Genomic DNA, 12586 nt, shown 5'->3' on the forward strand with positions numbered 1-12586 from the left:
TCGCGGATGCCTTTGCATCCGCGACACCGCACTACATCCGCGACACCGTACTAAGGAGAAGAGAAATGCTCTTGAAGTCATTGGCTGCTGCTTCGCTCGCGCTCGCTGGTGCTGCCTGTCCGAACCTGATCGCACAGGGCCCAGCACCCACGCCGCCTATGGGCTGGAACAGCTGGAACCACTTCGCGGGCAAGGTCACTGCGGCGGACGTGCGGTCAGCGGCAGATGCGATGGTCTCGAGTGGCATGCGCGATGCTGGCTATGTCTACGTCAATGTCGACGACACGTGGGAAGGAACGCGCGATGCACAGGGAGTGATTCACTCCAACGATAAGTTTCCGGACATGAAAGCGCTGGGTGATTACATCCACTCCAAGGGGCTGAAGTTCGGGATCTACTCGTCGCCCGGGCCGAAGACCTGCGCGGGATACGAGGCTAGCTATGGTCACGAGGAGCAGGATGCGAAGACCTATGCAAGCTGGGGCGTCGACTATCTGAAGTACGACCTGTGCAGCTTTCACGGCATGATGGCGAAGGCCGATGAGGCCGCGGGCGGAGGCACGGCTGCCGGCAACAAGATGATGATTGCGGCCTACAAGAAGATGGGCGACGCGCTGAAGGCGACCGGGCGGCCTATCGTGTACAGCCTGTGCCAGTATGGCGTCGACGATGTGTGGGCGTGGGGCCCAAGCGTGGGCGCTCAATTGTGGCGCACCACTGATGACATCGATGACAGCTATGGCCGCATGATCACGATCGGCCTGGGGCAGGCGGACCTGAACTCCTACGCGGGGCATGGACATTGGAACGATCCCGACATGCTGGAGGTGGGCAACGGCAAGATGACCACCGACGAGTACAAGACGCACATGAGCCTGTGGGCTCTGCTCGCCGCGCCGTTGCTTGCCGGCAACGACCTCAGCAAGATGAGTGACACCGACAAGTCGATCCTGATGAACCACGAGGTGATTGCGATTGATCAGGACAAACTTGGCGTGCAGGCGAAGCGGGTCTATGCGCACGGCGACTTCAGCGCTTGGGCGAAGCCGCTCTCGGGCGGAAGGGTGGCGGTGGGGTTGGTCAATACTTCGTGGTCCGTGCGCGATCTCAGCGTCACGCTGAAGGAGTTGGGCATCACAGGCAGTGCGAAGGCGCATGATGTGTGGGCCAACAAGGACCTTGGCGCAATGAGCGGAACGTTGAGTGCGAGGATTCCCAAGCACGGCGTGGCGTTGTTTGTGCTGAGCAAATAGATAATGAGTGGTGAAAGGCAATGGCGGCGCGATCAACTTCGCGCCGCCATTGCCTTTTGAGAACCTAGAGTCCCAGTTCCTCCGCGTGAGCCTGCATGGCTGCGAGGCAGTAGCCAATGTGCTCTTCGATGGGCATGCCCAGCAACTCTGCGCCACGGGTGATGTCTTCGCGCTTGACGGCTCGGGCGAAGGCTTTGTCCTTCATCTTCTTCTTCACCCCTGCGACCTCGACGTCGGCGATCTTCTTTGTCGGCTTGACCAGGGCGCAGGCGGTGAGGAATCCGGCGAGTTCGTCGCAGGCGAAGAGGGCGCGGTCGAGGTGCGACTCGGGCAGAACGCCGGAGTAGTCGGCGTGGGCGAGGATGGCGTGCAGCATCTCTTCTGGCCAGCCATGCTCACGCAGATACTTCACTCCCACGAACGGGTGCTCTTCGGGAGTGGGATGGCGGTCGTAGTCGAAGTCGTGCAACAATCCTGTCGCCCGATAGAGCTCTGCCATCGCGCAGGCCTGTTCGGGGATCAGCTCCAGCGCCGCAGCCTGGCGAACGCCGTAGCTTTCCGTGCAGCGCGCCACGGCCAGACCATGCTTGATGAGCGATTCGCTCGCAGTCCATTCGCGCAGCAGCGCTTCGGCCTCAGCCGCCGATACTTGAGTCATCGTCCCCTCCTCGTTTCGACCATCATCTCAGGTCAGAATGACAACGAAGGAGGAATGAGCTTCGGGTTCCGAGCTAGGAGATGCGAGTTTGACCAAGGCCTTCGCGTTAACTCCTTTGGTTCGCCTAAGGCACTTTGTGGACAAAGACGCAAGAATCAGCCTCGCTACTCTTGACTCTCTCGGCACGGGGTGTCAAGGTAAGCACATACCCCACCACCGTTATCGGACGTGGGGGAACGGCGCCTTGCTCTGGCAGCCGTCCGCAACACACAATATGGCAACGAGCATGGTGCCTGTAGGCTCCGCTTCGCCCCTGGCGATGCACGAGCAAGAGGTGACTTCGCCCGAGACCGCCCAGCCGGCCGGTCAGCGTGAGGTTCTACGCTGCGACCACTGCAAGCTGGTCCAGTTCCGTACCTCGGCCTGCATGTGCCGGCGGTGCAAGAAGTCTCTGCTCCCTGAACAACCCAAGGCAGCCGCCGCACTGCAGGTCGTCGCAGAGCCCGAGCCGCATCGTCACCAGGATGCGGGCCCGCATGTGGCCAGCGCTGTCCGCGATCTGCGCAAGGTGCGCAACCTGTCGCAGCGGCAGCTTGCCGGACGCATGAATGTGCCGCGTACCTATATCTCGAAGATCGAAAATGGCAAGGCCATGCCCACGCTGAGCTCGCTGGACCGTCTGGCCCGCGCGCTGCAGGTGGACATCAGCGCCCTGCTGCGCGACACGCCGACCCGTCACCAGGATGAGGCTGCCGTGCTGCTCAGCGATCCGTTCCTGGCCGAGCTCTCGAAGTACTCGTCGAAGCTGAACGCGACACAGAAGTCGATCTTCCTCAACCACGTGCGCGAGCTGGCGCAGAGCCGAAGCCGCAAGATGGCCTAGGCTCAACGTCGCAGCACGAATACGACGACCTCCTTGGCGTCGCTGCCTCCCTTCCCTCGCGGATATTTCCTGCGTGGTGATGGATGCAGCGACGCCTCTCCGTTTTCCGGGATGGCAGGGAGGCGCTCTTCGGCCGCCTCCAAACCTATTCCCTCGCACCTGCCCTCTCCTGTACCCTCAGAGGTAGCGAGCCACCCGTGTCGACCCCGCAACAGCCCCGCGTCTTCGAGCGCTCCAACCGAGTCCACGAGCTCTCGGCCGAGGAGCGTACGGTCTATGACCGGCTCGACCCCTCACGCATTCCGCAGCACGTCGCCATCATCATGGACGGCAATGGCCGCTGGGCGGGCAAGCGGGCGCTGAAGCGCTTCCTTGGGCACCAGCAGGGCGCGGAGAGTGTGCAGTTCGTCGTCGAGACGGCCTCGCGCATCGATCTTCCCTGGCTTACGCTGTACGCCTTCTCGCTGGAAAACAACCTTCGACGGCCCAAGAGCGAAGTCAGCTTCCTGATGAAGCTACTGAAGAGCTACCTCGTCTCGAATGTGAAGCGGATGAACGACAACAATATCCGGATGGCCTACATTGGCCGCACGCATGAGCTTCCTCGCGAGGTGCAGGACACCATGCAGTGGGCGCAGGAAGAGACGGGCCGCAATACCGGCACGACGCTGACGCTGGCGCTCAACTACGGCTCGCGCTCGGAGATTGTGGACTCGGCTCGAACGCTGGTGCACCGCATGCTGTCCGAAGCCCACCAGCGCGGCATCTCCGTGGAGGACATGCTGGCCGCCGAGGGCGTGGACGACGCGATCAAGAATCGAATCGACGAACCGCAGATTAGCTCTGCCCTGTACACGGCGCACATGCCCGACCCGGACCTGGTGGTCCGCACCTCCGGGGAGCAGCGCATCTCGAACTTCCTGCTGTGGCAGATTGCTTACGCGGAGATCTTCGTGACCGATCGGCTGTGGCCGGATTTCCGGGGTTTGCACCTGCTGGAGGCCATCTCCGACTACCAGTGCCGAGAACGAAGGTTCGGCGGCCTGGGCGAATCGACGGATGAAGACCTGAGCGACGTCCTTCCCAGCGAAGCGGAGCTTACGCGCGGTTGAATCGCAGACTCGAAAGCCTGGTCCGGCTTCTCCCCTGGAATGTGCTGACTCCGCAAGAAATTCCTTAGTACCTGTGCATCTTTTTCCCGCGCCCAGCGTTCTATCTTGCAGACCGACAGATAGAAGGCCACACTGTCGGAGCTGGGACCGGACTATGAGCACGCGTCGACGTTCGATGTTCCTCTACATTGCGCTGCTGTGCGCGGCCATCTTCGGCCAGTACACGGCCCACTTCGCGAAGACCGCGAGCCAGCCGTTTCGGCTGACTCCCTGCCGCGTGAAGGTCGCGGCGGCTTCACCGCTACCAGAGTCCACCATCAAGGCGCGCATCCGGCGCGCTGTGCGGCCTCCGCAGGTCCCTCCGGCCTACAGCTCCTCGCAGCATTTCGGACTGACTTCAGCCTCCTTGACCCAGGTTGCTGCATCAGGCTCCCGGGTGAACGAGATGGAACGCAGTGCGGAGTCCGCCGCGCTGCAGTTCCGAGCCTTCTACCTGCGGGTATAGATCGCGTCCTTCTTCCCTCCTGCCCTTCAACGTCCTGCTGTCTCACCACACGCACTCGCTGCGCGGCGGAGCCACGCGCGGACGTTGATTCCCCTGAACGCAGCATAGCGTTTTAGGAGCAGTGATATGAAGCAGTCGACGCAACACCTCCTCGCCACGACGATGGCGACTCTGGCCATATTGTTTTCTATTTGCCCCTCAACCCATGCGCAGGATCCTGCAATGCAGGCAGCACAGCAAGCTTCCGATGCCGCGATGCAGATACAAATCATGCAGCAGAACATGCAGGCCGCACAACAAGCCTCGCAGGCGGCGCAGCAAGCCAACGACGATATGATGCGCGCCTCCCAACAGGCCATGCAGGACAGCATGAACGCCGCGAACTACAACACGCCTCCACCGCGGCGGCAGCCCACCATTCCCGTGACGCCGAAGGGGCCTGTACCGCAGCAGATCGCGGCGGCACACAGGGTCTTTATCAGCAACCTGGGCTCGGCCCCCAACGCGCCGGCGGACATGAACGACGCGTATGAGCAGTTCTCGCAGGACCTCGCGGCATGGGGCCACTACGCCCTCGCGGAGACGCCGGCACAGGCGGACCTCATCTTCGAGCTGCGGGAGATTGCCCCGCTGACCGATGTGAGCGGTTACCGCGGGGACGTTGCCTCGTACTCGACGCCGGCCTTCCGTCTCCACATCCGGGACGCGAAGACCGGCGTGGTGCTGTGGACCGTGATCTCGCCGATCGAAGCCTTCGGCAAGCGGTCGGAGAGGGCGCAGTGGTACGCGATGGCGGTCTCAAACCTGGTGAGCCGGGTGAAGGTGGTCACGGCGACGCCGCTCAGCGCCCAGGAGATCGTGGACCTGTCCGCCATGCCGAAGACCCACTACGGCCGCAATGGGCTCATTGTGGCCGGAGTGATGGTGGGCGTTGGGGTGACGGCGGGCCTCCTCGCCCACCACGCCTTCGAGAACAGCGTCGCGAGCGGGAAGCAGCAGCAGGATAACTTCTGCCTGGCTCACGGAATTCCGTTGAGCGAGTGCGCGGGAGGCTGAGCGGGGCGGCTCGGGGTCAGGCCGGCGCTGCCGCCGGCCTGACGCCCTGCCGAACCGACGTGTATCCTCGACAGGAACCATGAAGCGAGTCCTCACCGCGATTGTTCTCATCGCCTTCGTCCTGTTGCTTATCTTCCTCGACAAGCCATGGACCATCACCCTCTGCGCCGCACTGGTGGCGATGCTGTCCGCGCTGGAGTTCCGCAAGTTCGCAGAGGCTGGCGGCTGCCCGCTTCCGCTGTGGTGGGTGATCTTCGCGATCGCAGCCTTCTTCTTCGCGACCTTCTACCGGCCCAGGGACATGATGGCGATCATCTCCTTCGTGACCCTGGTGCTGTTCTCCGTTTCCGCGCTCACCACCAGGCTGGAACGCGTACTGTGGGAGACTGCTGCTGGCCTGCTGATGCTGGTCTACATCGCGTACCCGCTCACGCTGCTCCCGCAGATCCTGAATGAGGAGAACGGCACGGCCCTGCTGATCTTCCTCTTTCTCTGCGTCTGGTCAGGCGACACGGCGGCGCTCTACGTCGGCAAGCGCTTCGGAAAGCACAAGTTTGCGCCGAGGCTCTCACCGAACAAGACCTGGGAAGGCGCGGCGGCTTCGGTGGTGGGCTCCTGCATCTTCGGCATGGCGCTGGTGCTGGGCGGCGACTGGCTGACCACGACGGGCTCCAGCTTCACGCGCCTGCACACCAGCGAACCCTGGTGGGCTTACCTGCTGCTGGCGGTCGCGCTGAACGCCGCGGCCCAGTTCGGCGACCTGCTGGAATCGGCACTGAAGCGCGGTGCGGGGATCAAGGACTCGGGCACCATCCTGCCCGGCCACGGCGGCATCCTCGACCGCATCGACGCCCTTCTGGTGGCGGCGCCGGTTCTTTGGCTGGTGCTGGTGGTGAAGCAGGCGATCTCGCCCGGCAGCTTCTAGAGCGCCAACTACGGATTCTTCGCGCTTGGGGTCAGCCTCTTCAGCAGGAACTCCTGCGCGAGCGTACTTGCGATGCGGCCGGCGGTCGTGATTGCCGCGGTGGAGAAGACCACACCTGCGCCACGATTGGTCTGCGGGAGGTACAGGTTCGCTAGTGCCGCGCCGCCAAGATCGCCACCGATGCTGGAGTAGTTGAACTCTGTCTTGCCGTTGTCGCCACGACACAGAAACGGCGCCAGCATCGCATGCCGGATACGTGAGCGCGTGGTGCCGGTGCCCTGATAGAAGTAGCGTGGGTCCTGGTGCAGCAACGAAGGAAGTATGGCGCCGCCGATCATTACATCCGAAAAGGCTCCGCCATACTGCGCGCCAAACCGCTGCCCATAGCCCTTGAGACCCTGCTGGTAGGCAGGCGTGTCCGCGGCCTGATCGATTCCGGCGATGAAGGCAGAGCCAGCGATCGTCACTACGTCGGTGGCCGCGCGGAACGCGAGCGAGAACTTCAGCTTGGCCGACAGAGGCTGCGGGTTGGGGTCGTACACGACGAGAAAGTTGGGGATGACTCCCAGCACCCTCTGTTTCTCCTCGGCATGCACTTCCTCGAGCGCAATCTGCTCGGATGTAGCTGCCGACACCGCCGTTACAACGGCCGCCACCTGCAACTGCACGCCCTTGAGATATAGGTATTGGCCGGGCTGGAGTGTCACCGTGGAAGACCAATCAGAGAAGCCGGTCTGACCCACAACGATCTGATAGGGAGTCAGCGGCTTCAGTCCGGCCATCGAGAAGAACCCGCTGGCGTCGCTGGTTGCCGTGATTCGGTCAGCATCCGTGGGGCCGGTCGCAAGAATCTTCGCGCCCGGAATCAACTCCCCGTCTGGATCGGTGACGACGCCGGCGACCGTGCCGGTCTGTGGGGATGGGGCGTCAACTGTCTGGCAGAAGGCTGGCAGTGCCAGCAACACGAAATTTAGGCAAAGGATCCAGAGGCAGAGAGTCAGTTTTGGAGGCTCCGGCGCGCGGGGCGTTTGTGACATGGGGTTCTGACTCGAAATACATCGCTTGGTCACATAAACTTCCGGTTACATCGCTCCTGGGCTCTCGGCGAACCTCGGCCGGCAGGCAGCCGACCGATGCGCCGCATCTGCGAAAATATTCAGTGTGAAGAAGATTGCCCTGCTCGGCTCGACCGGTTCCATCGGTCAAAGCACCCTCAGTCTCTGCGAGTCCCACCCGAAGCTCTTTCATCCTGTGGCGCTGGCTGCGGGTTCCAACCTCGAGGAAGCGCTGAAGCAGTGTGTGCGCTGGCGACCGAAGATCGCCTCCATCGCGACGGAAGAGCTTGCGACGCAGCTGGAGGCCGGACTGAAGGCCGCCGGAGTGACGGGAGTCGAGGTCGTATACGGCACTGCCGGCACCGTGCGCGTCGCCACGCTGCCCGAGGCCGACTTCGTGGTCTCCGCCATCGTCGGCGTTGCCGGCCTGGAGGCTACGTATGCTGCGGTGCTTTCCGGCAAGAGCGTGGGCCTGGCCAACAAGGAATGCCTCGTCGCCGCGGGCGACCTGATCCTGGCCGCCGCGCGCGAGCACAACACCCCGCTGCTTCCCATCGACTCCGAGCACAACGCCATTCACCAGTGCCTGCGTGCCGGTGCGGCCAATGAAGTCAAGCAGATCTGGCTGACGGCCTCGGGCGGGCCTTTCCGGAATACACCTCTCGCCGACTTCGAGCACATCACGCCGGCGCAGGCGCTGAAGCACCCGACCTGGGTGATGGGACGGCGCATCACGGTCGACTCCGCCACCATGCTGAACAAGGGACTGGAGATCATCGAGGCCTGCCGCCTCTTCAACCTTCCGCCGGATCGCGTGAAGGTGACGGTGCATCCCCAGTCCACGATTCATTCCCTCGTCGAGTACATCGACGGTTCCATCCTCGCGCAGATCTCGGTGACCGACATGCGCCTGCCGATTCTCTACGCCCTGGCCTGGCCGGAGCGCGTGGCCAGCGACCTCACCTTCGACATGGCCGCGCTGAAGCAGTTGGACTTCCAGCAGCCGGACTTCGAGCGCTTCCCCTGCCTGCGGCTGGCATATGAAGCCGCAGGAGCCTCCCAGAACCATTGCATCGCGCTGAATGCCGCGGACGAGATCGCGGTGGAGGCCTTCCTCGCTGGCAAACTGCCATTCCTGGGTATTCCCCGTACAATCGAGGCTGTGCTCGCGCTTACCCCGACGGGATCGCCGGCGTCCATTGCGGAGGTGCTCGCGGCCGATGTGCGAGCGCGCCAGCAGGCCGCCGAGACCATCGCCACGGGCGCAGCACGCTGATCGAGCACAGAGCTTTGAATTCCTGAGAGAACGAGCACCCGCGACACCTTCATGGACATTACCCACCTCCCCGCAGTCCTTCTTGAGTTCGTCTTCGTACTCGGCATCATGGTGCTGGTGCACGAGTTCGGCCACTTTGCCGCGGCCAAACTCTGTGGCGTGCGCGTGGAAGTCTTCTCCATCGGCTTCGGCCCGCGCCTCTTCGGCGTGAAGTATGGTGACACCGACTACCGCATCTCCGCGCTGCCGTTGGGCGGCTATGTGAAGATGGCCGGCGAATACGGCGGTTCTGCCGTCGATCCGGCTGCAGACGAGTTCCCTGCGAAACCCCGCTGGCAACGCATGATCATCGGCTTTGCCGGACCGCTGGCGAACTTCATCCTCGCCTTCGTCCTGATGGCTGCGCTCTCGCACTATCATCACGAGGTGGACAAGTACCTGAACGGCGCTGCGGTGGTCGACTACGTTCCGGCCAATACTCCAGCTGCCAGCCTGGGCATGGGCGCAGGCGATACGATCCTGAGCTTCGACAATCGCGCCAACCCCACATGGCAGCAGATCGGCGAGGAGTGCGCATTGCATCTGCATGAGGCGCTCCCGATCATCTTCAGCCATCAGGGCCAGGTGCAGTCGGGCACGCTGGATATTGCCGCGGCGCACATGGACAACCCCAGCGATCCGCTGACGCTGTTCTCGGCTTTGGGCTTCCAGCCGCGCGAGCAGGATGGGCCGATCAAAGTTGTTACCGTGAAAGCCGACACCCCGGCTGCCCGCGCGGGCTTGCAGAATGGCGATGAGCTGATACGAGTCGACTCGTATTCACCGCATTCCGTGCAGGCGATGCAGGCGTATCTCCGCGACCGCGGCGGTGTCCCCGTAACGCTTTTGGTGCGCCACAACGGCCAGCTGCAGACCCTGAATGCGACGCCCGAAAAGCTGGCGGACTGCGGCGGCAAGAACTACTGCTTCGGCTTCACGCCAGCTGCCCCGCCCGCAATCGTGGAACAGCTTCCATGGAGCGCCGCGCTGGCGCAGGCCTACCAGGACAATCTCGATGACTCAACCATGGTAGTGCGCGTGCTCAAGGGCATGTTCACGCGCCAGGTCTCGGCGAAGCAACTGATGGGCCCCGTGGGCATCGCGCAGCAGATCGACATCGCGACGCAGCTGGGACCGTGGACGCTGGTTCGCTTCATGGCGACCATCTCCATCCAGTTGGGCGCATTCAACCTGCTGCCCTTCCCTCCGCTGGACGGCGCAATGATCGTTTTTCTGATGGTCGAGAGCCTTATGCAGCGCGATGTCAACGAGGCGCTGAAGGAGCGCATCTATCAGGTCGCCTTTGTCTGCCTTATCGTCTTCGCATGCTTCGTGTTCTTCAATGACATCACGCGGCTGCGCGGCCACTAGACGCAGTCTGGAACAGACAACAAAGGCCCGCAGAGATCTCTCTGCGGGCCTTTGCTGTTGCTGGAGCTACTCCGCTCCGTGGTGGTACACGTCCCATCCCATGTAGGTCTCGAGCGCATCGGCAACTGCAGGGGCCACATGCCCCTTGGTCATTGCCGCATGGTGCTCAAAGCCATTGCGGCAGATCACTTGCATGAGCTTTTGCAGCCCCGGAACATTCACCACCGCTCGTGTGCCGAAGGTCTCTAGCGGCTGATCAGTGAATTGCCCCTGCCCGACATACGCTCGGATCTTTCCGGCAACATCGTCCGTGCTCACCCGGCCGAACGTCACGGGACCAGCTGGCGTGCGGCCTTCGAGCGCACCTACCGTGTTCTCCTCACCCAGCACCGTGCCGAGGATTGGAGCTGTGCCGATGCGGATATCGGGAAGGAAGTCCTTCGCCCAGTTCCCGCAGTGGAAAAAGACGCAGGTGTCGCGGTCCTTGCCGTAGTTGTTGTTCCAATCGACGAGCGCGCTTGGCGTCTGCGAGGCCAGTTGCAGCGCGTACATCGAGACCACACCGGCCACATCCACCTCGCACGCCGAGGGCAGCATCTGCTCGCTCATCATGCTCATGATGGTGCAGACATTCACGCCGTAGTTCTTCTGCATCGAGCTCCAGCACTGAATTGCCGTCGCGTTGATGCCGAGATCGCGCATCCAGTCGTCGACCACGATGGCGAACTTGGCCATGCGCTTCAGCGACTCATCGGGGGCCTTCGATGAATCCGCGTAGCTCTTGATCTTCTCGATCTGCTGCCTCACCCGCGTATCGCTGTCTCCGATCGCAGTGGCGTTGCCGAAGACCTCCGAGAGGTCGATCGTGTTCACCGTGATGCCCGCTGCCTCCAGCAGCTTCTCCGAGTAACGCGTGGTGTTGAAGGCATTCGGCCGAGCACCCACCGCTCCGAGCCGCACGCGCCGCAGCCCGCGAGCCACCTTGCAGGTGCCCACGAAGCGCTCCAGGTCAGCACGGAACTCTGGCGAGCTGATCGAGCAGGTATGTCCCGTGGTCAGCGAATACTTGATGCCGTACTGGCGAAGATTGTTGCACGCGGAGATCTTGCCGCAGAATGCATCGCGGCGGCGCTCGAGCCCGAAGGCATCGAGATCATCGGGACACGCCTGCACCAGCACCGGCACATTGAGCTCACTGAGGCGCATCGAGTCCGCAACACCCTTCTCGTCGCCGAAGTTCGGCAGGCACACCAGCACGCCTTCGATGCGCCCGCGGTTGCGGCGGAACAGCTCACCGCACTTCATCGCATCGGACCATGTCTCCACCGCACCAAGCTTGGTCTCATCGATGAGCCACACCGGTTCGATGGCGAGCTGCGTGAAGAGTGCGCTCAGCTCACGACGTGCCTCGCCAATGAGCGCGTCGGGAAAGAAGTTGCGGTTGCCAAGAATCACGCCCAGCGTCGTTGCCATGTTGTTCCTCGTCTGTACTGCAATATCGAAGTTGCCTATCGGATCTTTTCGAAGTCGACAAAGTCATCGACGTTCGCGGGTGTCACCAGGTCGCAGGGGATGATCTGCCTCTCTGGCTTGCCGGTGCTTCCCGTCTTCAGGTATTGGTCAAGCTCATCAACGGCCATGCGCGAGATGACGGCAGCGGGCTGCAGCGTCGTGGCCTTGAGTTGCCCCGACTTGATCGCAGCCAGCGCGTCGGGCGAACCATCGAAGCCGGTGATCACCGCGATCGGACGGCCCGAGGACCGCACCGCGGCGACTGCCCCCAAAGCCATCGTGTCGTTGCCGGCGATGATGCCCTTCACCGTCGCATGCGCCTGCAGCATCACCTCGGTCTTGTCGAAGGCCTCCGACTGCGACCAGTTGGCCGACTGCGCAGCCACGCGGTGCAGCTGTTTCTCGCCATCGAGAACAGCATGAAAGCCCTTGGTGCGAACCTGTGCGTTGGTGTCGCTTTCCTTGCCCAGCAGCTCGGCATAGTCACCGCCATCCTTGCCCATGTTGCGCGCGAACTCAGCCGCGACGACTTGTGCGCCTTGATCGTTATCGGCGATGATCTGCGCCTTCGCAGTGCCCTGCGCAGCGATATCGCGATCGATAAGGAAGCATGCGATGCCCGCACGTGTCGCACGCCGCACAGCCGAGATGGAGGCATCGGTGCCGGCGTTGTCCAGCACAATGGCCTTCGCTCCCGACGCGATCGCAGCATCAATCAGGTTGTCCTGCAGATACGCATCGTCACCATGCGCATCTACGCGCACTCGGTAACCCAACTCGCGCGCCCGCGCGGCAGCGGCGTCTGCCTCCGCCTTGAAAAACGGGTTGTCCTGCGATGGCACGATGATGGCGATCAGCGGGCGTCGAACTCCACGGTCGCACCCCTGCAGCAGAGGCAGCGCGAGGGCGACGACAATGAAAGGGAGCAACGCGCGACGCAT

Annotated in this window: 12 protein-coding genes; 8 read left to right on the forward strand and 4 right to left on the reverse strand. The window is 62.8% G+C overall.

What is annotated here, in order from left to right; translation table 11 throughout:
- Nucleotides 1–65: 65 nt before the first annotated feature.
- The gene (locus tag AC5E6W_RS21665) at nucleotides 66–1253 is read left to right on the forward strand and encodes a glycoside hydrolase family 27 protein (RefSeq protein ID WP_491754504.1); all 1188 of its coding nucleotides are present in this window, start codon (nucleotides 66–68) and stop codon (nucleotides 1251–1253) included.
- 64 nt (nucleotides 1254–1317) lie between these two features.
- On the opposite strand, the gene AC5E6W_RS21670 is transcribed toward AC5E6W_RS21665, so the two are convergent.
- Entirely contained in the window at nucleotides 1318–1911 is a 594-nt protein-coding gene (locus AC5E6W_RS21670) for an HD domain-containing protein (protein WP_491754429.1), read from the reverse strand.
- 274 nt (nucleotides 1912–2185) lie between these two features.
- On the opposite strand from AC5E6W_RS21670, the gene AC5E6W_RS21675 reads away from it, so the two are divergent.
- The 5 genes from AC5E6W_RS21675 to AC5E6W_RS21695 all read left to right on the forward strand — a co-directional run bounded on the left by AC5E6W_RS21675 (nucleotide 2186) and on the right by AC5E6W_RS21695 (nucleotide 6392).
- Nucleotides 2186–2794, forward strand: coding sequence for a helix-turn-helix domain-containing protein (locus AC5E6W_RS21675; RefSeq protein WP_491754430.1), 609 nt, complete (start codon nucleotides 2186–2188; stop codon nucleotides 2792–2794).
- Nucleotides 2795–2991: 197 nt separating this feature from the next.
- On the forward strand, nucleotides 2992–3906 hold the full coding sequence (uppS, locus tag AC5E6W_RS21680; RefSeq protein ID WP_491754431.1) for a polyprenyl diphosphate synthase: 915 nt from the start codon (nucleotides 2992–2994) through the stop codon (nucleotides 3904–3906).
- Nucleotides 3907–4060: 154 nt separating this feature from the next.
- The gene (locus tag AC5E6W_RS21685; RefSeq protein ID WP_491754432.1) at nucleotides 4061–4411 is read left to right on the forward strand and encodes a hypothetical protein; all 351 of its coding nucleotides are present in this window, start codon (nucleotides 4061–4063) and stop codon (nucleotides 4409–4411) included.
- 126 nt (nucleotides 4412–4537) lie between these two features.
- Nucleotides 4538–5467: a hypothetical protein gene (locus AC5E6W_RS21690; protein ID WP_491754433.1), complete on the forward strand. Its 930-nt coding sequence runs from the start codon at nucleotides 4538–4540 to the stop codon at nucleotides 5465–5467.
- Between the two features lie 79 nt (nucleotides 5468–5546).
- A complete protein-coding gene (locus tag AC5E6W_RS21695) occupies nucleotides 5547–6392 on the forward strand; it encodes a phosphatidate cytidylyltransferase (protein WP_491754434.1) in 846 nt (281 codons plus the stop codon).
- 8 nt (nucleotides 6393–6400) lie between these two features.
- Here AC5E6W_RS21695 and AC5E6W_RS21700 read toward each other — a convergent pair whose 3' ends face one another.
- Nucleotides 6401–7357: a carboxypeptidase-like regulatory domain-containing protein gene (locus AC5E6W_RS21700; protein ID WP_491754435.1), complete on the reverse strand. Its 957-nt coding sequence runs from the start codon at nucleotides 7355–7357 to the stop codon at nucleotides 6401–6403.
- 196 nt (nucleotides 7358–7553) lie between these two features.
- Between AC5E6W_RS21700 and dxr the strand changes: the two genes are divergently transcribed.
- A complete protein-coding gene (gene dxr / locus AC5E6W_RS21705; RefSeq protein ID WP_491754436.1) occupies nucleotides 7554–8723 on the forward strand; it encodes a 1-deoxy-D-xylulose-5-phosphate reductoisomerase in 1170 nt (389 codons plus the stop codon).
- Nucleotides 8724–8774: 51 nt separating this feature from the next.
- The gene (gene rseP / locus AC5E6W_RS21710; protein WP_491754437.1) at nucleotides 8775–10133 is read left to right on the forward strand and encodes an RIP metalloprotease RseP; all 1359 of its coding nucleotides are present in this window, start codon (nucleotides 8775–8777) and stop codon (nucleotides 10131–10133) included.
- 66 nt (nucleotides 10134–10199) lie between these two features.
- Here the strand turns inward: rseP and AC5E6W_RS21715 are convergent, their stop codons facing one another.
- Both AC5E6W_RS21715 and AC5E6W_RS21720 read right to left on the reverse strand, forming a co-directional pair.
- A complete protein-coding gene (locus AC5E6W_RS21715) occupies nucleotides 10200–11606 on the reverse strand; it encodes an L-fucose/L-arabinose isomerase family protein (protein WP_491754438.1) in 1407 nt (468 codons plus the stop codon).
- A 35-nt stretch (nucleotides 11607–11641) separates the two neighbouring features.
- Nucleotides 11642–12586: a D-ribose ABC transporter substrate-binding protein gene (locus AC5E6W_RS21720; RefSeq protein ID WP_491754439.1), complete on the reverse strand. Its 945-nt coding sequence runs from the start codon at nucleotides 12584–12586 to the stop codon at nucleotides 11642–11644.

The organism is Bryocella sp. (genome assembly GCF_058498515.1).